This is a genomic window from Pantoea anthophila, from assembly GCF_026104315.1.
Classification (GTDB): domain Bacteria; phylum Pseudomonadota; class Gammaproteobacteria; order Enterobacterales; family Enterobacteriaceae; genus Pantoea; species Pantoea anthophila.
Window position 1 is genome coordinate 368505 of the sequence record NZ_CP110473.1, and the last position, 20067, is coordinate 388571.

17 protein-coding genes are annotated in these 20067 nt (G+C 59.9%); 7 read left to right on the top strand and 10 right to left on the bottom strand.

The genetic code is table 11. The features are described from left to right. Nucleotides 1-107 precede the first annotated feature (107 nt). The 6 genes from mdcE to glpD form a co-directional block, all read right to left on the bottom strand. Nucleotides 108-908 (bottom strand): biotin-independent malonate decarboxylase subunit gamma, encoded by an 801-nt coding sequence (mdcE, locus tag OJ965_RS04240; RefSeq protein ID WP_009087737.1) that lies wholly within the window; start codon nt 906-908, stop codon nt 108-110. Continuing rightward, on the bottom strand, nt 908-1741 hold the full coding sequence (locus OJ965_RS04245; RefSeq protein WP_265137925.1) for a biotin-independent malonate decarboxylase subunit beta: 834 nt from the start codon (nt 1739-1741) through the stop codon (nt 908-910). Before OJ965_RS04245 ends, mdcE begins: the two co-directional genes overlap by 1 nt. Further along, complete coding sequence (gene mdcC / locus OJ965_RS04250; RefSeq protein WP_009087734.1) at nt 1734-2033, bottom strand: malonate decarboxylase acyl carrier protein; 300 nt, start codon at nt 2031-2033, stop codon at nt 1734-1736. Before mdcC ends, OJ965_RS04245 begins: the two co-directional genes overlap by 8 nt. Nucleotides 2034-2041: 8 nt before the next feature. After that, nucleotides 2042-2902, bottom strand: a complete 861-nt coding sequence (locus OJ965_RS04255; protein WP_265137927.1) for a triphosphoribosyl-dephospho-CoA synthase — start codon at nt 2900-2902, stop codon at nt 2042-2044. After that, the gene (gene mdcA / locus OJ965_RS04260) at nt 2903-4558 is read right to left on the bottom strand and encodes a malonate decarboxylase subunit alpha (RefSeq protein ID WP_265137929.1); all 1656 of its coding nucleotides are present in this window, start codon (nt 4556-4558) and stop codon (nt 2903-2905) included. 303 nt (nt 4559-4861) lie between these two features. After that, nucleotides 4862-6367 (bottom strand): glycerol-3-phosphate dehydrogenase, encoded by a 1506-nt coding sequence (gene glpD, locus OJ965_RS04265; protein ID WP_058956980.1) that lies wholly within the window; start codon nt 6365-6367, stop codon nt 4862-4864. Between the two features lie 225 nt (nt 6368-6592). Between glpD and glpE the strand changes: the two genes are divergently transcribed. The 5 genes from glpE to malQ all read left to right on the top strand — a co-directional run bounded on the left by glpE (nt 6593) and on the right by malQ (nt 13210). Then, entirely contained in the window at nt 6593-6919 is a 327-nt protein-coding gene (glpE, locus tag OJ965_RS04270; RefSeq protein ID WP_265137932.1) for a thiosulfate sulfurtransferase GlpE, read from the top strand. A gap of 29 nt (nt 6920-6948) precedes the next feature. Beyond that, complete coding sequence (gene glpG / locus OJ965_RS04275) at nt 6949-7770, top strand: rhomboid family intramembrane serine protease GlpG (RefSeq protein ID WP_009087724.1); 822 nt, start codon at nt 6949-6951, stop codon at nt 7768-7770. Between the two features lie 30 nt (nt 7771-7800). Further along, on the top strand, nt 7801-8559 hold the full coding sequence (locus OJ965_RS04280) for a DeoR/GlpR family transcriptional regulator (RefSeq protein WP_009087722.1): 759 nt from the start codon (nt 7801-7803) through the stop codon (nt 8557-8559). A 154-nt stretch (nt 8560-8713) separates the two neighbouring features. Further along, nucleotides 8714-11119, top strand: coding sequence for a maltodextrin phosphorylase (gene malP, locus OJ965_RS04285; protein ID WP_265137938.1), 2406 nt, complete (start codon nt 8714-8716; stop codon nt 11117-11119). A 9-nt stretch (nt 11120-11128) separates the two neighbouring features. Next, nucleotides 11129-13210 (top strand): 4-alpha-glucanotransferase, encoded by a 2082-nt coding sequence (gene malQ / locus OJ965_RS04290; protein ID WP_265137940.1) that lies wholly within the window; start codon nt 11129-11131, stop codon nt 13208-13210. 48 nt (nt 13211-13258) lie between these two features. On the opposite strand, the gene nfuA is transcribed toward malQ, so the two are convergent. Further along, complete coding sequence (gene nfuA / locus OJ965_RS04295; RefSeq protein WP_009087718.1) at nt 13259-13834, bottom strand: Fe-S biogenesis protein NfuA; 576 nt, start codon at nt 13832-13834, stop codon at nt 13259-13261. Nucleotides 13835-13892: 58 nt separating this feature from the next. Continuing rightward, complete coding sequence (gene gntX / locus OJ965_RS04300) at nt 13893-14573, bottom strand: DNA utilization protein GntX (protein WP_167432091.1); 681 nt, start codon at nt 14571-14573, stop codon at nt 13893-13895. Nucleotides 14574-14607: 34 nt separating this feature from the next. Between gntX and bioH the strand changes: the two genes are divergently transcribed. Next, the gene (gene bioH, locus OJ965_RS04305; protein ID WP_046100728.1) at nt 14608-15384 is read left to right on the top strand and encodes a pimeloyl-ACP methyl ester esterase BioH; all 777 of its coding nucleotides are present in this window, start codon (nt 14608-14610) and stop codon (nt 15382-15384) included. A gap of 170 nt (nt 15385-15554) precedes the next feature. Next, the gene (locus OJ965_RS04310; protein ID WP_009087712.1) at nt 15555-15824 is read left to right on the top strand and encodes a YdgH/BhsA/McbA-like domain containing protein; all 270 of its coding nucleotides are present in this window, start codon (nt 15555-15557) and stop codon (nt 15822-15824) included. Here the strand turns inward: OJ965_RS04310 and OJ965_RS04315 are convergent, their stop codons facing one another. Together OJ965_RS04315 and OJ965_RS04320 are read right to left on the bottom strand one after the other, a co-directional pair. Beyond that, the gene (locus tag OJ965_RS04315; RefSeq protein ID WP_265137947.1) at nt 15825-17510 is read right to left on the bottom strand and encodes an alpha-amylase family glycosyl hydrolase; all 1686 of its coding nucleotides are present in this window, start codon (nt 17508-17510) and stop codon (nt 15825-15827) included. Between the two features lie 128 nt (nt 17511-17638). Beyond that, the gene (locus OJ965_RS04320; protein ID WP_140029822.1) at nt 17639-19966 is read right to left on the bottom strand and encodes a Tex family protein; all 2328 of its coding nucleotides are present in this window, start codon (nt 19964-19966) and stop codon (nt 17639-17641) included. Between the last annotated feature and the right edge of the window lie 101 nt (nt 19967-20067).

Consider the following 20067-nt stretch of genomic DNA (forward strand, 5'->3'; position numbering starts at 1 on the left):
TTTTCCAAAAAACAGCGATGTTTATAATTCTGAACACGGCCACTGCGCCGGGGCGCTGTGACACGCCCCGTCAGACCGGATTCGGCAGGTTTATTTTTTTTATCGGTTTACCAGGTCGCGCGCATACGCTCGCGCACCAGGGAAGAGCTGTGACGGTTGGAGGCACCCAGACGGTTTTTCAGGCTCGGGTCCTGACGGGCATCGCCGATCGCCTTGTGCAGCGCGATTTCCACCATCGCCACGTCGGCATCAGACGGCGCATCGGGATTGCCCACGTTCAGCAGATCGGAGAGCAGACCCAGCGTGGCGAAGTTGCTCACGTCATAGGCCATGGGGGGGATGGTGGCGGCCAGTTTCTCCAGCGACTCCACCGAACGCAGCGTGATACGCGCCGCCGATGCTTTGCCCATGGCGTGAACCAGCACGCCCTGATCGTTAAGCGCAATCAGGCGGTTAGCCTGATAGCCGTGTGCCAGGAACGCACCGGACATCGCCTTGCCGACAATCAGCCCGATGACCGGATGGCCGGCCAGGCGCGCGTTAGCATAGGCTCCCGCTGCGCCCGCCAGCGCCTGATGAATACCAAATGCCTCTTCACGACGACCATAGGCCTGACTCGGCACATCGATGACCGCCACAATCGGGCGTTTCACGGCGCTGTTTTTATCCTCTTCCCGCGTTTCATTCACCACTTTTGCCAGCGTCCAGCCCTCCAGCAGACCCACTTCCCCCTGCGCGGCGCGCGGATAGTGGTTCTGTGCATCGGGCACCACGGCGATGAAGCGGACGTTTTCGCCATTCAGCTGGCCGTCAGCCACCTGAACAGAGGCGCACAGGCCACTGAGACGCTGTGCATGAGGTGCGAGTTTTTCCAGCCAGGTTGCACCGCGGCTGCTTGTCTGGGTCATTATTTCTCCTCCCGGGCGAAAAGCTGTTTGATCTGGGCGGTGTCCGCCTGCTGGCGGGTGTCGAACCGCGTCAGACGTGACAGGAAGTCGGCATAGTTGTCGCTGCGGTGCTGCGCCGGTACGCCTCTGGCAATGAAGTCATGCATCGCGGTTTTTACCGCGTTGATGCCGTCATCCACCAGCGCATCCACCAGTCCACTGGCGTAGCGGATTTCGCCCCCGGTCATGCTCCAGATAAAGGGCCGATCGCGCGAGTCATACTCTTCAATGCCCGCCTCCTGCTCAATGACCTGTGGGCCGTTCAGGCCCAGGCGCGCTTCCCGTGTCACGATCAGGTAGCTGCACAGCGCGGCGGCAATCGACATCCCGCCGAAGCAGCCAACGGTGCCGCTGATGATGCCGATCACCGGGGTGTAGCGACGCAGATCGACAATCGCGGCATGAATATCCGCAATCGCCGCCAGGCCAAGATTCGCTTCCTGTAAGCGCACGCCACCCGTTTCCAGGCAGAGCACCGCCTGCGTCGGAATGCCGTTGCGGTTGTCTTCCGCCGCCAGCTCCAGCGCCGCCGCCATTTTCGCCCCGGAGACTTCGCCCATGCTGCCGCCCTGGAAGGTGCCTTCGATGGCGATAACCACCGCAGGCTGACCGTTCAGCATGCCGCGTGCCACGACCATGCCATCATCGGACTGCGGCACCACGCCCTGCGGGGCCAGCCATGGCGACATAATGCCCTCAAAGGGATCCAGCAGTTCGCGATAGCTGCCGGCATCCAGCAGCGTACGGGCGCGTTCACGCGCCCGTAATTCAATAAAACTGGCGTCGTTACGCATGGCTCACCTCTTCAAAAACCTGTTCAAGACGGATACGAGCCACACCGGGTGTGGCACCGAAATCGTGAATAATCAGTTCGCCGGCCGGCAGGCCGTTGATCAAATTCAGGCGGTCAAACAGCGCCTTCCAGCGGGCGTCGCTGTTATCCAGTGAGGTGGTGATATCAACGTTCAGCGTGTCGCCCTGGGTTGCGGTGTACAGTACTTCCATATCACCGGAACCCACGACTCCGGCCAGCGCTCTGCCACTGAGCAGGCGGTTAGCGGGTAAAGATAATGTGATGTGTTCCATAATGGCCTCTAAAAATATGTGTGTTCAGGCGAACAGACCCGATCGATAAACAGCGTCGCCGCGAGCAAATCGGCGGCTCCGCCCGGCGAGGCGTTGAGCGCCAGCATCCGGCGATCAAGCTGCGCCAGCGCCAGCTTTCCGCCTGCGGTGCGGCAGCCGCCCGCCAGCAGTACGGCCTGTGCCCCGTGCTGCATCGCCGTCAGCCCCGCCATCCCTGCCCGTGACAGCACGCAGGTATCGCTGAGTGAGGTCATGATCGCCATCAGCGCATCCAGGCGGGCTTCGCTTTCGCTGGCCCCCACCGCCCGGCTGATCAGCAGCTGCGGCAGCGCCAGCTTCATCACGTGAGGAAACGCCTGTTGCGCCTCTTCGCGTGCGCCGGGCACCCGATAGCGGTGCGTCGCTTTTAACCCTTTGCTGAACAGTTTCGGCGCTACCCGGTCGGGCAGGCTGGCCAGGGCGGCGGCGGTGCGGGTCAGCTGATCGGCACTGGCAGCACCGCCATGCATGGCGGCGGCACTTACCAGTAAGCCCAGCGCCCAGATCGCTCCCCGATGGGTATTCACGCCACCGGTGGCCGCCATCATCTGCTGCTCGCCGTCACGGCCCAGACGCCCGACCGTTTCGCGCAGGGCGATATCGGCGGGACGCAGCCAGCTGTGACGGGCCAGCGCCAGAAAGGTCGGTGCCAGGCTGTGAGCGGAGCGCTCCATCAGCGCCAGCGTCAGATCCTGATGCGCGCCGTTACCCCGACTGTCGACCAGACCCGGCTTAGGGCTCAGACGTGCTTCATCGATCAGGCAATCGCGCGCCATCGTCGCCAGCAGGCTGGACTGCGCCTCGGCTTGAGTCTGGGACAGGAGTTTCATTTACCAGCTCCGGAATTTAGCAGGCGGGTTGTACAGACCACCGGACCATTCGACCAGGTCAGCCACGCTGCCCGCAGCCAGCAGTGAACGGGTGGCGTCGGAACGGCGGATGCCCATATCTTCCGGGTAGACCACTTTGCCGCTTTTACGCAGGGCCGCGACGCGTGCCGCATCCACACCCAGACCGATGTCGGTAATGCCCGCTACTGCGGCGACCATAGCGCGACGCTCTTCGAGGCTCTCTGCGCGATAGAGATAGGCGATACCTTCCTCGGTCAGCACATGAGTCACGTCATCGCCGTAGATCATCACCGGAGCCAGCGGCATACCCGAGGTTTTGGCAACATCAACCGCATCAAGGGTTTCAACGAAGGTGGGTTTTGCGCCGGCCTGGAAGGTCTCGACCATCTGCACCACCAGTTTTTTCCCGCGCTGCATCGGGTCTGGCTCGGTGATCATATTCAGCCAGGCGGGGGTCGCGTGACGGCGGCCGTGCGGATCGTGGCCCATATTCGGGGCGCCACCAAAGCCGGAGAGGCGGCCACGGGTCACGGTCGAGGAGTTGGCCAGCCCGTCAACCTGCAGGGTGGCCCCGATAAACATGTCGACTGCGTACTGGCCGGCCAGCTGACAGAAGGCGCGGTTAGAGCGCATCGAGCCGTCGCTGCCGGTAAAGAAGATGTCGGGACGGGCGCGGATATACTCTTCCATCCCCAGCTCGCCGCCGAAGCAGTGCACGCTCTCCACCCAGCCACTCTCAATGGCCGGGATCAGCGTCGGATGCGGGTTCAGCGCCCAGTGTTTACAGATTTTGCCTTTCAGGCCGAGCTGTTCGCCGTAGGTGGGCAGCAGCAGCTCAATCGCGGCGGTGTTAAAACCGATGCCGTGGTTGAGTGACTGCACCTGGTGTTCGGCGTAGATGCCCTTAATCGCCATCATCGCCATCAGGATATGTTCCTGCTTAATCAGGCGCGGATCGCGGGTAAACAGCGGTTCGATAAAGAACGGTTTGTCAGCAACGACAATGTAGTCGATCCAGGAGCCGGGAATATCGACGCGCGGCAGGTCGGTTTCGTCATCGACCAGTTCATTGACCTGGGCTATCACGATACCGTCACGGAACGCGGCGGCTTCCACCAGCGCCGGGGTATCTTCGGTGCCCGGACCGGTGTAGAGGTTGCCTTTGCGGTCAGCTTTGTAACCGGCAATCAGCGCCACATTCGGGCAGAGGTCAACATAGAGGCGGGAGTAGAGTTCGATATAGGTGTGGATAGCGCCGATTTCCAGCTGGCCATCCTGCAGCAGCTGCGACATGCGCAGACTCTGCGGACCGGAAAAAGAGAAGTCGAGTTTGCGGGCAATGCCTTTTTCAAAAATATCGAGATGCTCACTGCGGCCGACGCTGGGCATAATCATGTGCAGGTCGTGAATCTTTGCCGGATTTACCTGCGCCAGGGTGCGGGATAAGAAGTCAGCCTGTTTCTGGTTATTCCCCTCCAGCACCACGCGATCGCCTGGGGCAATTAAGTGTTCGAGGGCTTCTGTGGCTCGTTCAACAGGAATGACTTTGCCATCGAGGGGGAAGGCGGCCATACGACGCGCTTTTTCACTGCGGCGTGTGTTCCACTCCCGGGCAGGCGTTTGGCCTGTGTTCATTTCAACCTCCTGATTAGAATCGCGGTACTGACGTTTTTGCTGAACAAAGTCTGCGCGTTCTGCATACGGCGTTCAATTAAGCAAAAAAGCGAAACGTTAGATTTAAGGTAACGATGGTGAGCGGCCTGGCGGCAGGCGAAATCCGAGGCGCTGCAGGCAGGCGGGGAAGGGGGAAACGGCAGGGTGACAGGAGGAGAGCGTGCGAGGGGAAAGGGCTGCGGCACGGTTTAACCGGTTAAGTTCGCGTTCAGCCACCCATAAAAAAAGCAGGCCGGAGCCTGCTTTCTGCTTACTGCGGCCTGCTTAAGAGGCCAGCGAGAGTGCCGGTTTTGCTTTCGCAGCCAGCCACTCTGCCACGCGGGCCTGCTGCTCTTTCGTCAGCCACATACCCTGTTTGGTACGACGCCAGATAGCATCATCCAGCTCGCGAACCCACTCATGCTGCACCAGGTAGCGCAGCTCCGCCTCGTAAAACTCGTGACCGAAGTTCTCACCCAGATCGTTCAGGCTTTTCGCCCCGGCTAACAGGGTTTCAGTGCTGCTGCCGTAGGTGCGTGAGAAGTGACGCGCCATGTTTTCACTGATGAACGGATAGCGACGACGCAGGCTGGCCGCATAATCCTCACGGGTGCCGGAGATGTTCCCGCCCGGCAACACGCAGTTCTTCGTCCAGGCCGGACCGGCGTTCGGATAGTACTTCGCCAGTTTTTCCAGCGCGTGCTCGGCCAGCTTGCGATAGGTGGTCAGCTTGCCGCCAAACACCGACAGCAGCGGCGCCTGGCCGTTGTCATCACGGACATCCAGCGTGTAATCGCGGGTGATCGCCTGCGGTGAGTCCGATTCGTCATCACACAGAGGACGCACACCGGAGTAAGACCAGACGATATCGTCAGCGGTCAGCTGCTTTTTGAAGTGGGCGTTGAACACCTTCAGCAGATAGTCGGTTTCGCTGTCATCAATGTTGACGCTTTTCGGATCGCCTTTGTACTCCACGTCGGTGGTGCCGATGATGGAGAACTCATCCATCCACGGAATCACAAACACGATGCGGTTATCTTCGTTCTGCAGGATGTAAGCCTGCTTTTCGGTGTGCACGCGCGGCACCACGATGTGGCTGCCTTTAATCAGGCGGATACCGTAAGGGGATTTGAGCTTTAGGCTGTCGTCAAACAGCTGCTTAACCCACGGGCCTGCAGCGTTGACCAGGCCTTTCGCCTGCCAGGTGTAGGTTTTGCCGCTGTCGACATCTTCCGCTTCCACCTTCCACAGGCCGCCTTCACGCCAGGCGCGGGTCACGCGGGTGCGGGTCCGCACTTCGCCGCCGCGCTTCACCACTTCCTGCGCGTTGAGCACGACCATACGGGCGTCATCGACCCAGCAGTCAGAATATTCGAATCCGCGCGTGATCTCTGGCTTCAGGGCCGAATCCGCGCCAAAGCGCAGGCTTTTACTGCCTGGCAGGCTGGTGCGTTTGCCCAGATGGTCATACATAAACAGGCCGGTGCGGATCATCCACGCCGGACGCAGGTGCGGACGGTGCGGCAGACGGAAGCGCATCGGGAAGGCCAGGTGCGGTGCCATCTTCAGCAGGACTTCACGCTCAGCCAGCGCTTCGCTGACCAGACGGAATTCATAATGTTCAAGGTAGCGCAGGCCGCCGTGAATCAGTTTCGAGCTGGCAGAGGAGGTCGCGCAAGCCAGATCCCGCGCCTCCAGCATTAACACCGACAGTCCGCGTCCTGCAGCGTCTGCTGCAATGCCGGCACCGTTGATGCCGCCGCCGATCACGATCAGGTCTTTGGTTTCCACGTCATCTCCTCCGATGTTCGGAATAGTTCACTAATGTTCGTTTTCGAGCATTATCATAGTCGCAAACCAACATTAGCGCCAGCTTTTAACCCGCTAAAAACATTTTTGCGTGATATAGCTAACATTATGTCCACCAAAAAAACAGATACCCGTAACGATTGTCAGGTTATCGGCGTGGCTTCTCGGGTTACACTACGCGCTATTGTGACGACTTTGAGAGATCCCATGGAAACGTTCGAATGTATTGATGTGCAGCAGGCGCAGGCGCGTCTGGCGCAGGGGGCACTGCTGGTCGACATCCGCGATCCGCAAAGCTTTGCGATGGGCCATGCGGCGGGTGCGCTGCATCTGACCAACACCACCCTCAGCGACTTTATCAGTCGTGCAGACCACAGCCTGCCAGTGCTGGTAATGTGCTATCACGGCAACAGCAGTAAAAGTGCAGCACAATATCTGCTGGGGCAGGGCTTCAGTGCGGCCTACAGTATTGATGGCGGTTTCGATGCCTGGCGCGCGGCCTTTCCGCAGCAGGTTGCCCTGGGCAGTGAGTAAGTGGCCGCCTGTCACACGGAGAGTTACTGATGCGCATTACCCAATTTAATCAGCCGCGCATGGCGCAGGCGTTTGTGGACTACATGGCAACGCGCGGCGTGACGCTGCGTATTGAGCATGACCAGCACTATGTCATCATGCTGGATGATGAGAGCCAGTTTTCCGTGGTCGAAAACGAACTTCAGCAGTTTCTGCATGACCCTAATCACCCACGCTATCAGGCGGCCAGCTGGCACAGCGGCAAAACCGACAGCGGGCTGCGCTATGAGCGCAGTAACATCTGGGCAAACATTCGCGAGCGCGCCGGGCCGCTGACGATGACGGTGATGGTGCTCTGTATCGCCGTCTTTATCCTGATGCAGGTGATGGGCGATCAGACCGTGATGGCCTGGCTCGCCTGGCCGGACGATGACCAGCATTTTCAGGTCTGGCGCTGGTTCAGCCATGCACTGCTGCACTTCTCGCTGCTGCACATTCTGTTTAACCTGATGTGGTGGTGGTATCTGGGCGGGGCGGTTGAGAAGCGGCTCGGCAGCGGCAAACTCTTTGTCATTATGCTGATTTCCGCGCTGCTCAGCGGCTGGCTGCAGGCGAAATTCAGCGGCATCTGGTTTGGCGGCCTGTCGGGTGTAGTGTATGCCCTGATGGGCTACTGCTGGCTGCGCGGCGAGCGCGATCCCGACAGCGGCGTCTATCTTGAACGTGGCCTGATCGGTTTTGCGCTGGTCTGGCTGGTGATTGGCTGGTTCGGCGTCTTTGGCCTGGCCATTGCCAACGCAGCGCACGTCGCCGGTCTGCTGGTCGGGCTGGCGATGGCGCTGGTGGATACGCGTAACGTTACGCGTCGGTAAAGAGATTTTGCGGGTTAACAGGAGAGGAATGTGAAGCAGACGCAACGTCATGACGCGATTATCGATTTGGTCCGTCGTCAGGGATATGTCAGTACTGAGGAGCTGGTGGATCATTTTGAGGTCAGCCCGCAGACCATCCGTCGCGATCTCAACGATCTGGCCGATCAGAACAAAATTCAGCGCCATCACGGCGGCGCGGCGCTCCCCTCCAGCTCTGAGAACACCGCCTGGCACGATCGTAAAATGATGTGGTCGGCGGAGAAAGCGCGCATTGCTCAGCGGGTCGCCAGCCAGATCCCGGATGGAGCCACGCTGTTTATCGACATCGGCACCACGCCGGAAGCGGTGGCGCATGCGCTGCTCAACCACAGCGATCTGCGTGTGGTGACGAACAACCTCAACGTGGCGATGCTGCTGATGGGCAAGCCCGATTTTCGGGTGATTATTGCCGGGGGCGAAGTGCGCACCCGCGATGGGGCGGTAATGGGAGAGGCGACGCTCGACTTCATTTCGCAGTTCCGGCTGGATTACGGCATTCTCGGCATCAGCGGCATCGATATGGATGGCTCGCTGCTGGAGTTTGACTATCACGAAGTGCGGACCAAGCGCGCGATTATCGAAAACTCCCGCTGTGCGCTGCTGGTTGTGGATCACTCGAAGTTTGGCCGCAACGCCATGGTTAACCTCGGCAATATGAGCCTGCTGGATTACATCTACACCGACAAGATGCCGCCCGCCAGCGTCATGAAGGTGATTGAGCAGCATGAGGTGCACCTCGAACTCTGCTGATTCCTGCCACGCCAGCCTCCGGGCTGGCGTTTTTATTTGATTGCTGTCGCTTTTTTCCCCACTCCCGTCTTTACTTAACGATTGCTGGCCCCGCCTGCCAGCCCGTGCGCTTGCCATTTTTGCTTCACCTCATTGCGTAACAGAAGGGAGTGATATGCCGCAGCAGAAATTCAATAAAGCCCGTTTTAACGCCGCCTTTACCCGCCAGTGGCAACACCTTGGCCTCTCTTCCGCTCAGCAGATGACCCCGCACCAGGCGTGGCAGGCGGTCAGTGCGGCCCTCGCGGAACTGCTGGCCGCGCAACCGGCCCCGCGTCCGGCGCAGCAGCAGCGTCACGTTAACTATCTCTCGATGGAGTTTCTGATTGGCCGGCTGACCGGCAACAATCTGCTTAATCTCGGCTGGTATGACGAGGTGCAGGCGGCGCTGGCAGAGCAGCAGTTCGATTTAACGGCGCTGCTGGAGCAGGAGGTCGATCCGGCACTCGGCAACGGCGGGCTGGGGCGACTGGCTGCCTGCTACATGGATTCGATGGCGACGGTCGGTCAGTCTGCCACCGGTCACGGACTTAACTACCAGTACGGCCTGTTCCGCCAGTCTTTTCAGGCGGGCCAGCAGAAGGAGGCGCCCGACGACTGGCAGCGCGAGCACTATCCCTGGTTCCGCCACAACGCGGCGCTGGATGTGGAGGTGGCGATGGGCGGTCGGGTCGAAAAGCAGGAGAACGGCGAGGTACGCTGGCAGCCCGGGTTTACGTTGCGTGGTGAAGCCTGGGATTTGCCGGTCACCGGCTACCGCAATGGCGTTACGCTGCCGCTGCGTCTGTGGCAGGCGGTGAGTGCGCACCCTTTTGACCTGACGGCGTTTAATGACGGTCACTTCCTGCAGGCGGAGCAGCCCGGCATCGAGGCGGCAAAGCTGACCAAAGTGCTCTATCCCAACGACAATCATCAGGCGGGCAAGCGGCTGCGCCTGATGCAGCAATATTTTCAGTGCGCCTGTGCGGTGGCCGATATCCTGCGCCGCCACCATCAGGCGGGACGCAGCATTCACAGCCTGCCCGATTTCGAAGTGATTCAGCTCAACGATACCCATCCCACCATCGCCATCCCGGAGATGCTGCGCGTGCTGCTGGATGAGCACCGGCTCGGCTGGGATGAGGCGTGGCAGATCACCAGCCGGCTGTTTGCTTACACCAACCACACCCTGATGCCGGAGGCGCTGGAGCGCTGGGATGAGAAGCTGATGCGCGCGCTGCTGCCGCGTCATCTGCTGATCATCAAAACGATCAATCAGCGGCTGAAAAAGGTGGTGAAGCAGCGCTGGCCGGATGACAAAGCGCTGTGGCATAAGCTGGCGGTGATTGCGGACGGTCAGGTGCGGATGGCGAATCTCTGCGTTGTCAGCGGGTTTGCGGTCAACGGCGTTGCGGCGCTGCACTCCCGGCTGGTGGTCAGCGATCTCTTCCCGGAATATCACCAGCTGTGGCCGCAAAAATTCCATAACGTCACCAACGGCATTACCCCGCGCCGCTGGCTGAAGCAGTGCAATCCGGCGCTGGCCGGGCTGATTGATGAGACCCTGAAAACCGAATGGGCCAGCAATCTCGACGCGCTGATCGGCCTGGAACCTTACGCCGACGACCCGGCGTTTCGTCAGCGCTATCGCAGCATCAAGCAGCAGAACAAAGTGCAGCTGACCGACTATATCGCCCGGCACACCGGGATTATCGTCAACCCGGCGGCCCTGTTCGATGTGCAGATCAAGCGACTGCATGAGTACAAGCGCCAGCACCTCAGCCTGCTGCATATCCTCTACTGCTATCAGCAGCTCTGTAATAACCCGGAGGATGTCACCTTCACGCCGCGGGTCTTCCTGTTCGGGGCAAAAGCCGCACCGGGTTACTACCTGGCGAAAAACATTATCTACGCGATTAACCGGGTGGCGGAGGTGGTGAACAACGATCCCCGCATCGGTGACCGGCTGAAAGTGGTTTTTCTCCCCGACTACCGCATCACCGTCGCCGAAATGATGATCCCGGCGGCCGACCTCTCTGAGCAGATCTCTACCGCCGGTTATGAAGCCTCGGGCACCGGCAACATGAAGCTGGCGCTGAACGGTGCGCTGACCATCGGCACGCTGGATGGGGCCAATGTCGAAATCGCTGAGCAGGTGGGCGAGGAGAATATCTTTATCTTCGGTCACACCGTGGAGGAGGTGAAAGCGCTGAAGGCCAAAGGCTACAACCCGAAAAAGGTGCGCAGGCAGAACAAGGCGCTGGATGATTTACTGAAAGCGCTGGAGAAGGGCAAATTCAGCGACGGGGACAAGCACGCGTTTGACCTGATGCTGGAGAGCCTGACGAAACACGGCGATCCCTGGCTGGTGCTGGCCGATTTCCAGCCTTACATCGAGGCGCAGCAACGGGTGGAAGCCCTGTGGCGCGACCCGGAAGGCTGGACCCGCGCCGCCATCCTCAACACGGCCCGGACCGGCATGTTCAGTTCGGACCGTTCCATTCGTGACTATCAGCAACGTATCTGGCAGGCACCCCGCTAAGGAGCAGCAATGAAACAGGATTCACTTGATCAGGCCGCCCGTGCTGCGGGTATTTCACTGGATTACATCAACGTTAACGGCGAGAAAGAGGCGATCAGCGACGAAACCAAACGTGCGCTGCTGGCGGTAATGGGCGATCCACAGGAGGCGGGTAAATCGCCGCTGCCGCCAGTCGCCGTCTTCAGCGGCAGAGGCAAACGTCAGCTGACGCCGCAGGGCCGTGGCGTCTATCGCTGGCAGCTGCAGACAGAGAAGGGCAGATTGCTCAGCGGCGAGTTAACCGCGGGCGAACCCTTTACGTTGCCCACGCCGCTGGCGCAGGGATATCACCAGCTGACGCTCAGCAAAGGGAAGAAAAGCTGGCAGACGCGGGTCATTGTAGCCCCACGCCGCTGCTATCTGCCGCCGGCGCTGGAGGCGGGAGAGAAACGCTGGGGCGCACTGGTGCAGCTCTATACCGTACGGTCTGAACAGAACTGGGGCATCGGTGACTTCGGTGATCTCGACCAGCTGCTGGTGCAGCTGGCCGCACGCGGAGGCGATTTCGTCGGGCTGAATCCGCTGCATGCGCTCTATCCCGCCAGCGCCGATTTCGCCAGTCCTTACAGTCCGTCATCACGCCGCTGGCTGAACATCATCTATATCGATGTCAGCCAGGTGGCCGATTTTCAGCAAAGCGCGGCGGCACAGAAGTGGTGGAAAAGTGCCAGAACGCAGAAGGCGCTGGCTAAAGCCCGCGAGGCGGAGCATGTCGATTACGCAGCGGTGATGGCGCTGAAGCTCGCCGCACTGCGCCACGCCTGGGCACACTTTCAGGCCCGCGAGCGCGCCAGCGACGAGCAGCAATCCTGGGCTGAGTTTGTGCATGAAGGCGGTGACAGCCTGCGTTATCAGGCGGCCTACGACGGCATACAGCAGGCCCGACGGGCTGAGAATGCAAAACAGTGGGGCTGGCCCGCGTGGCCGGAAGGGTGGCGCAACAGCCAGCAGCCGGAGGTGCAGCAGTGGTGTAAGGAGCACGAAGAGGAGATCGCCTTCTGGCAGTGGCTGCAGTGGCTGGCGCAGCAGCAGTTCTCGGGCTGCTGGGCGCACAGCCAGGCGCTGGGCATGAGCGTGGGTCTCTACCGTGACCTGGCGGTTGGCGTGGCGGAAGGCAGCGCCGAAACCTGGCACGACCCGGAGCTCTACCGCCTTAAAGCCTCTGTCGGCGCACCGCCCGACCGCCTCGGTCCGCTGGGGCAGAACTGGGGCCTGCCGCCAATGGACCCGCATGTGATGCAGGCGCGCGGCTATCAGCCCTTTATCGACATGCTGCGAGCCAACATGCGTGACTGCGGTGCATTGCGCATCGATCATGTGATGTCGCTGCTGCGTCTGTGGTGGGTGCCCGCCGGAGAGACGGCGGATAAAGGGGCTTATGTCGCCTATCCGGTCGACGATCTGCTGGGGATTCTGGCGCTGGAGAGCCACCGGCTGCGTTGCATGGTGATTGGCGAAGATCTGGGCACCGTGCCGGAGGCGATAGTCAGCCTGCTGCGCAAAAGCGGCGTCTTTTCATGGAAGGTGCTCTGGTTCGAGCAGGAGAAAGATCAGCGCTATCGCGCGCCGCAGGACTATCCGCGTCAGTCGATTGCCAGCGCCAGCACGCACGATCTGCCCACCCTCACCGGTTTCTGGGAGCAGGGCGACCTGGCGCTGGGCGAGAAACTGGGCCTCTATCCGGGCGACGCGGTGAAGGCACTGCATGAGCAGCGGGCGACGCAGAAGCAGGCGCTGCTGGATGCCCTGCATCAGGTAGGGGCCCTGCCGGCTCGCAGTCAGAAAAAGGCGGAGAAGTTGGCGATGACGCCTGCACTGAACCGGGCAATCCACCGTTTTCTGGCCGACACCGACAGTGCGCTGCTGGGGCTGCAACCGGAGGACTGGCTCGGCATGACCACGCCGGTCAACGTGCCGGGCACGGTAGATCAATATCCCAACTGGCGGCGTAAGCTGAGCAAAACGCTGGAGGAGATCTTTGCCGACAGTGAAGTGAATGCACTGCTGAAGGTGGTCAGCCAGCAGCGTCAGTCAGGCAGGAAAGAGAAGTAACAAGAGCGCGGCAGTCTGACTGCCGCGCTCTTATCCTGTGCGTTAACATCAGTAGAAGGAGTGTTCGCCACGCTGATGCTCGGTAATATCCCGCACGCCTTTCAGTTCCGGGAAGGCAGCCAGCAGCTCTTTCTCGATACCATCTTTCAGCGTGACGTCGATCATCGAACAGCCGTTACAGCCGCCGCCAAACTGCAGAATGGCGTAACCGTCATCGGTGATCTCCATCAGTGACACGCGTCCGCCGTGACCGGCCAGCTGTGGGTTGATCTGCGCCTGCAGCAGATACTCCACGCGCTCCACCATCGGCGCATCGTCAGACACTTTCCGCATTTTGGCGTTCGGCGCTTTCAGCGTCAGCTGTGAACCGAGATTGTCGGTCACGAAGTCGATTTCCGCATCTTCCAGATAAGGTTTGCTCAGTTCATCAACATACGCAGAGAGCTTTTCGAACTTCAGCTCGGTGTCAGTCGCTTCAACGGCATCAGGCGGACAGTAAGAGACGCCGCACTCCGCAGTTGGCGTACCCGGGTTAATCACGAATACGCGAATCTGGGTGCCATCTTCTTGTTTGGATAGCAGTTTAGAAAAATGTTCCTGGGCAGAGTCAGTAATCCGGATCATGTCGATTGCTCAATAGTTGACTAATTTAGTTGGTTATAATACGCCCATCAATGACGCTCTACAAGGTACGGCACAGGCACCAGACCTGCACGCTGGCCGCGCCCTGCGCCAGTAACAGACGACTGATTTCGTCGACCGTACTGCCGGTGGTGATGACGTCATCCAGCAGGGCGATATGGCGACCCTGCACCGCCATTTCAAGGCGGAAGGCATCCCGTAAGTTAGTGCGGCGCTGGCGGGCAGTGAGCTGATGCTGCAACGCTCCCCTTCGCTGGCGGGAGAGGCCGTCACGCCATTCGCACCGCAGCCAGTGCGCCAGCGGGGCGGCCAGCAGGGCGCTCTGGTTGTAGCCGCGCCGCCAGCGTCGCCGCCAGTGCAGCGGCACCGGCAGCAGCAGGTCGGGACGCACCACACGACCGTGCCGCCAGACATCCAGCCAGCTTAGCAAAAGCAGCCGCGCCAGCATCACCCTGAGTGCGGTTATGTGAGAAAACTTAAGCTGATTAACCCACTCACTGAACGGCGGTCGATAGTCATTGACGCAGACCAGCGCCTGCCAGGCGGGCGGTTTGCGCTGGCAGCGGTCACAGGCGACCCGCGTCGTCCCGGCGGGCAATCCGCAGCGTGGACAGAGCAGAGGCAGCGGCGGTAATTCACGCAGACATAAGCTGCACAGACCGTGACGGGCGATCTGTAACGGCATCTGGCATAGCCAACACAGGGCAGGCATTGCTAGCATAGCGACCTCCTTATCATTTTCGGGATAGTAACTGATGACGTCGCTCTACTGGCACACCTGCGGAGAAGGAAAACGCGATCTTGTGCTGCTGCACGGATGGGGGCTGAATGCCGAAGTCTGGCAAAGCATTATTCCGCGACTCAGCCCGCATTACCGCCTGCATCTGGTCGATCTGCCGGGCTATGGCCGCAGTCAGGATGCGGGTGCGCTGACGCTGACACAGATGGCAGAGGCGCTGCTGCCTGCGCTGCCCGCACAGGCGATCGTCATGGGGTGGTCTCTGGGCGGATTGGTGGCGACACAGCTGGCGCTGACCGCGCCAGAAAAACTGGCTGCACTGATTACCGTTGCATCGTCGCCCTGTTTCACCGCCACAGAGCACTGGCCCGGCATTAAACCCGAGACGCTGCAGAACTTTCAGCAGATGCTCAGCAACGATTTTCAGCGCACGGTGGAGCGCTTTCTGGCGCTGCAGACGCTGGGCACCGAAACGGCGCGCGCCGATGCACGGCAGCTGAAAGAGGTGGTGCTGTCGCAACCGATGCCGGAAGTGGCGGTGCTGGATAGCGGACTGGAGATTCTGCGTCAGGTCGATCTGCGCAGCGCGTTACCGCAGATCGGGCTGCCGTTCCTGCGTCTCTATGGCGCACTCGATGGGCTGGTGCCGCGCCGGATTGCTGCAGAGATTGATGAAATGTTGCCAGCCTCGCCTTCAGTCGTTATCGACAAGGCAGCACATGCACCTTTTATTTCCCATCCAGACATCTTTTGTCAGCATATTATTAACTTTATCAGTGATTTGCCGGGATAATGAGGCTTTAAGTTGGCAAAATCGCTGGCAGCAGCAATACTTCTCTCTGTGAGCAAGGCCGCTGCAAATTTATGTGATTAGTCACGGAAATGACTATGCCGTTCCATACTGCCTTACGCGTTTAGCGGCTGCTTACATCTCACAATGGATCATGAATGAGGGTAAACATAATGAAGGTTTTTAAATGGGTTGTGGCTTCAATGATGATGGGCGCGATTTCATTTTCTGCGATGGCAGCGAAGGAAGTCACCAAAGAAGAAGTTAAATCAATGAACCTGCAGAAGATTGGCACTGTTAACACCACAGCGGAAACCACCTCGCCAATGGATGCTAAAAAAGTGCTGTCTCAGCTTGCTGACGAGAAAGGCGGTAAATACTACCTGGTGATCGCGGGTCGCGAACACGGTAAATTCAGCGCCACCGCTGAAGTCTACAAGTAATCAGCGTAGCCACATGAACTGCCAGGCATCCAGCTTAACCGGCTGGGTGCCATCCATCTTCTCTCCGCTTATCAGATCCTGCCACATACGTGCCTCAGGTAGCACTGTCTCCACCGGCCGTCCACTGAGATTAAACACGCAGAGCAACCCTTCATTGCTGTCCGGCGAATGACGTCTGAGCACCAGCAGGGCATTTTCGCTCTCTGAGATCGTCATCGGATTATCGGGATGAAAAGCAGGCTGGCGACGGCGCAGCTGGATCAGCTGACCGAGCCGGGTATAGATCTGCTGACGCAGCCACTCTTCCCCCGCCAGCGCCGCTTCTATCGTCTGCAGATCATACTTCTGGCGATTAATCGCCCGGTTGTGTCCGGCGGCACGCACCCCATCGTAATCATTTCGCCCGCCCACAATGCTCTGGATATAGATGGCCGGCACGCCAGGGAACACCAGCAGAATGGCATGGGCCAGTAAAAAACGCTTCAGCCGCGTGGCGTCGTCGTCCGCCTCACGGTTTAACGCATCCAGATAGGTGACGTTGATTTCATACGGGCTGGTGGTGCCGTCCGGATTATTTTTGTAGGAGACCAGCGCACCCTCCAGCGCCAGGTCGCGCACCAGCGCCACGATCTCCACCTCCGACAAAATTCCGCGCGCCGGATTCAGGCCGATACCATCGTGGGACGCCAGAAAGTTAAAAAAGGTGGTGTCATTGCTGCTGAGATCCAGCGAGCTGGCCCACTGCCGCAGCGCGCGCGCCGAGCCGGTATGAATCGCATGCAGCACCAGCGGCGGCAGCGAAAACTGATAAACCATCTGCGCCTCATCGTGGCCGTTGCCCAGGTAACTGATGTTGTCCCGATGTGGCACGTTGGTCTCCGTGATAATCACCGTGCCAGGGGCGACCTGGTCAGCAATCGCGCGAAACAGCTTCACCAGCTGATGGGTTTTTTCCAGGTGAATACAGCGCGTGCCGGGCGTTTTCCACATGTAGCCGACCGCATCGAGCCGCACGTAATCCGCGCCGCGTATCAGGTAGTCAAGCAGCACCCCGACCATGCGCAGCAGCACCTCAGGATTGGCAAAGTTCAGGTCGATCTGATCGGCGCTGAAGGTGGTCCAGATAAAGCGGGTGTCGCCATCGGCCATCTGAAAAGGGGTCAGCAGCGGCGAGGTTCGCGGACGGGTGACGGCGCTGAGGTCAGTGGCGGGCGGCATGCTGATAAAGAAATCGTCCCAGCCGGGGTCCTGCGCCAGAAAGTGACGGAACCAGGCGCTCCGCGACGACATATGGTTGCAGACAAAATCGAACATCAGCCGGGTTTCCTGATGCAGGCGGGCAACATCCTGCCAGTCACCGCACAGCGGATCAACCTGATGGTAATCAATGACAGAAAAGCCGTCGTCAGACGACCAGGGAAAGAAAGGCAGCAGGTGAACCAGCGGAAAGAGGGATTGCAGATGCTGCTGATAGAAGCGGGAAAAGGTCGTGAGCGTGGGCTTGCCGGTTTCCCGAAACTGATCGGCATAGGTGATGAGCACCACATCCTGCTCGTCCCAGTGCGCCTTGCGCGGCAGCTTGATGGCGTCGCGGGCGGTGGCGATCTCACTCAGCAGGCGCGTCAGGGTAGCCTGGGGAAAGGTGCCGGCATAAATCTTATCAATCAGATCGGTGATCGTTTCCATCGTGAGTTGGATGCCACAGCAGATGTTGTTTTTATGACAGGCGTCTTTTTAGCGTAGCGTTATGGCGGGGATTTTCAACCGGGGAAAGTGGCGGGAACAGGGGGCCAGCGTGCGGCCCCCTGATAAGCTTAGCGTTTTTTACCGAACGCGGCGGCCAGGGCATCACCCATCGCGCTGTTACCCGCAGAGGCGCTGACCGGACGCGGACGGCCTTTCGCGGCAGCCGGACGTTTCTCGTCACGCGGCGCGCCATTTTTCGCGCCGCCACGCGCATTGCCTTCGCCTGGCTGCTCATCGAGACGCATGGTCAGGGCAATACGTTTGCGCTGCAGATCGACTTCCATCACTTTGACTTTGACGATATCGCCCGCTTTTACCACCTGATGAGGATCTTCCACGAAGCGGTCAGAGAGTGAGGAGATATGCACCAGGCCATCCTGATGCACGCCGATGTCCACAAACGCCCCGAAGTTGGTGACGTTGGTAACGCTGCCTTCCAGAATCAGGCCCGGTGTCAGATCGCTCAGCGTCTCGACGCCTTCGGCAAACTGCGCCGTCTTAAACTCAGGACGCGGATCGCGACCCGGCTTCTCCAGCTCTTTCATGATGTCGGTTACGGTCGGCAGACCAAAACGGTCATCGATGAAATCGCGCGGGCTGAGATTGCGCAGGCTGCCCGCATTACCCATCAGGTCGCTCAGCGCCTGCTCGGTAGCGGCCAGAATGCGCTCGACCACCGGATAGGCTTCCGGGTGGACCGTGGAGGCGTCGAGCGGGTTATCGCCGTGATTGATACGCAGGAAGCCCGCGCACTGTTCAAAGGCTTTTGGTCCCAGGCGACTCACTTTCAGCAGCTGCTGGCGGTTGCGGAAGCGGCCATTTTCATCCCGCCAGCCGACAATGTTCTGCGCCATCATGCGCGTCAGGCCCGCGACGCGGGTCAGCAGCGGCACCGAGGCGGTATTCAGATCCACGCCGACGGCGTTCACACAGTCTTCCACCACCGCGTCGAGTTTCTTCGCCAGCTGGCTCTGGCTGACATCATGCTGATACTGACCGACACCGATCGATTTCGGATCGATTTTCACCAGCTCAGCCAGCGGGTCCTGCAGACGTCGGGCAATCGACACCGCGCCGCGCAGAGAGACATCCAGATCCGGGAACTCCTGCGCCGCCAGTTCAGAGGCGGAGTAGACGGACGCGCCCGCCTCACTGACAATCACTTTCTGCGCCGTGACCTGCGGGAACTGCTTCTGCAGATCGAGGAAAAAGCGCTCGGTTTCGCGGGATGCGGTGCCGTTACCAATCGCCACCAGCTCCACCTGATGCTTAACGCAGAGGGCCGCAACGGCGGCGGCGGCTTTCGCGGCCTGACCGGTGTGCGGATAGACGGTGTCAGTCGCGACCACCTTGCCGGTGGCATCAACGACGGCGACCTTAACGCCGGTGCGCAGGCCCGGGTCCAGTCCCATGGTGGCCCGCATGCCCGCGGGCGCGGCCATCAGCAGATCGTGCAGGTTACGGGCAAACACGTTGATCGCTTCATCTTCTGCGCGTTCGCGCACCGTGCCCATCAGCTCGGTTTCCAGATGCAGCATCACTTTGATGCGCCATGTCCAGCTCACGACCGCTTTACGCCAGCTGTCTGCCGGGGCGTTGTTCAGGCGCAGGTTCAGGTGTTCCGCAATCAGCGTTTCGCCGTGGCTTTCACGCGGCGCTTCATCAAACTGCGGGTCGGCATTCAGCGAGAGTTGCAGAACGCCTTCGTTACGGCCGCGCAGCATCGCCAGTGCACGGTGTGACGGCACGCTGCTCAGCGCTTCATGGTGGTCAAAGTAGTCACGGAACTTCGCGCCCGCTTCCTCTTTCCCTTCCACCACGCGCGACACCAGGTGAGCATTTTTCCACAGATAGTTACGCACTTTCGCCAGCAGCGCCGCATCTTCAGCGAAACGCTCCATCAGAATGTAGCGGGCGCCATCCAGCGCGGCACGTACGTCAGCCACCCCTTTGTCGGCATCGACATATTGTGCAGCCAGCTGCTCAGGGGTGTGAGACGGATCCTGCCACAGGGTGTCCGCCAGCGGCTCAAGACCCGCTTCAATCGCGATCTGTCCACGCGTACGGCGCTTCTGTTTGTAGGGCAGGTAGAGATCTTCCAGCTCGGTTTTGCTGAGGGTGGTGTTGATCGCGCGGGCGAGGTCGTCGGTGAGTTTTCCCTGCTCGTCAATCGACTTCAGAATCGACTGGCGTCGCTCTTCAAGTTCACGCAGATAGCTGAGGCGGGTTTCCAGCTGGCGCAGTTGGGTATCATCCAGCCCGCCGGTGACCTCTTTACGATAGCGTGCGATAAACGGCACGGTATTCCCTTCATCCAGCAGGCGAACGGCGGCGTCAACCTGTTCGGGACGCGCCTGCAGCTCACTGGCTATTATCTGGCTCAGAACGTTCATCATCAGGACTGTCTTGCTTTCCGGGTTGAGAAATAGCGGACAGTTATACGGATTGATGGTCAAAATTGCCAGAGACGCGGGCGGCTTTCAGCCATAATCTGAAA

Excerpts from the sequence above, each read along its gene's own strand:
- OJ965_RS04245 (WP_265137925.1), bottom strand. The coding sequence starts at position 1,741 with ATGCGTAACGACGCCAGTTTTATTGAATTACGGGCGCGTGAACGCGCC.
- OJ965_RS04255 (WP_265137927.1), bottom strand. The coding sequence starts at position 2,902 with ATGAAACTCCTGTCCCAGACTCAAGCCGAGGCGCAGTCCAGCCTGCTG.
- nfuA (WP_009087718.1), bottom strand. The coding sequence starts at position 13,834 with ATGATCCGGATTACTGACTCTGCCCAGGAACATTTTTCTAAACTGCTA.
- OJ965_RS04320 (WP_140029822.1), bottom strand. The coding sequence starts at position 19,966 with ATGATGAACGTTCTGAGCCAGATAATAGCCAGTGAGCTGCAGGCGCGT.
- malP (WP_265137938.1), top strand. The coding sequence starts at position 8,714 with ATGCCGCAGCAGAAATTCAATAAAGCCCGTTTTAACGCCGCCTTTACC.
- gntX (WP_167432091.1), bottom strand. The coding sequence starts at position 14,573 with ATGCTAGCAATGCCTGCCCTGTGTTGGCTATGCCAGATGCCGTTACAG.
- glpG (WP_009087724.1), top strand. The coding sequence starts at position 6,949 with ATGCGCATTACCCAATTTAATCAGCCGCGCATGGCGCAGGCGTTTGTG.
- OJ965_RS04310 (WP_009087712.1), top strand. The coding sequence starts at position 15,555 with ATGAAGGTTTTTAAATGGGTTGTGGCTTCAATGATGATGGGCGCGATT.
- OJ965_RS04315 (WP_265137947.1), bottom strand. The coding sequence starts at position 17,510 with ATGGAAACGATCACCGATCTGATTGATAAGATTTATGCCGGCACCTTT.
- glpE (WP_265137932.1), top strand. The coding sequence starts at position 6,593 with ATGGAAACGTTCGAATGTATTGATGTGCAGCAGGCGCAGGCGCGTCTG.
- malQ (WP_265137940.1), top strand. The coding sequence starts at position 11,129 with ATGAAACAGGATTCACTTGATCAGGCCGCCCGTGCTGCGGGTATTTCA.
- mdcE (WP_009087737.1), bottom strand. The coding sequence starts at position 908 with ATGACCCAGACAAGCAGCCGCGGTGCAACCTGGCTGGAAAAACTCGCA.
- mdcA (WP_265137929.1), bottom strand. The coding sequence starts at position 4,558 with ATGAACACAGGCCAAACGCCTGCCCGGGAGTGGAACACACGCCGCAGT.
- bioH (WP_046100728.1), top strand. The coding sequence starts at position 14,608 with ATGACGTCGCTCTACTGGCACACCTGCGGAGAAGGAAAACGCGATCTT.
- mdcC (WP_009087734.1), bottom strand. The coding sequence starts at position 2,033 with ATGGAACACATCACATTATCTTTACCCGCTAACCGCCTGCTCAGTGGC.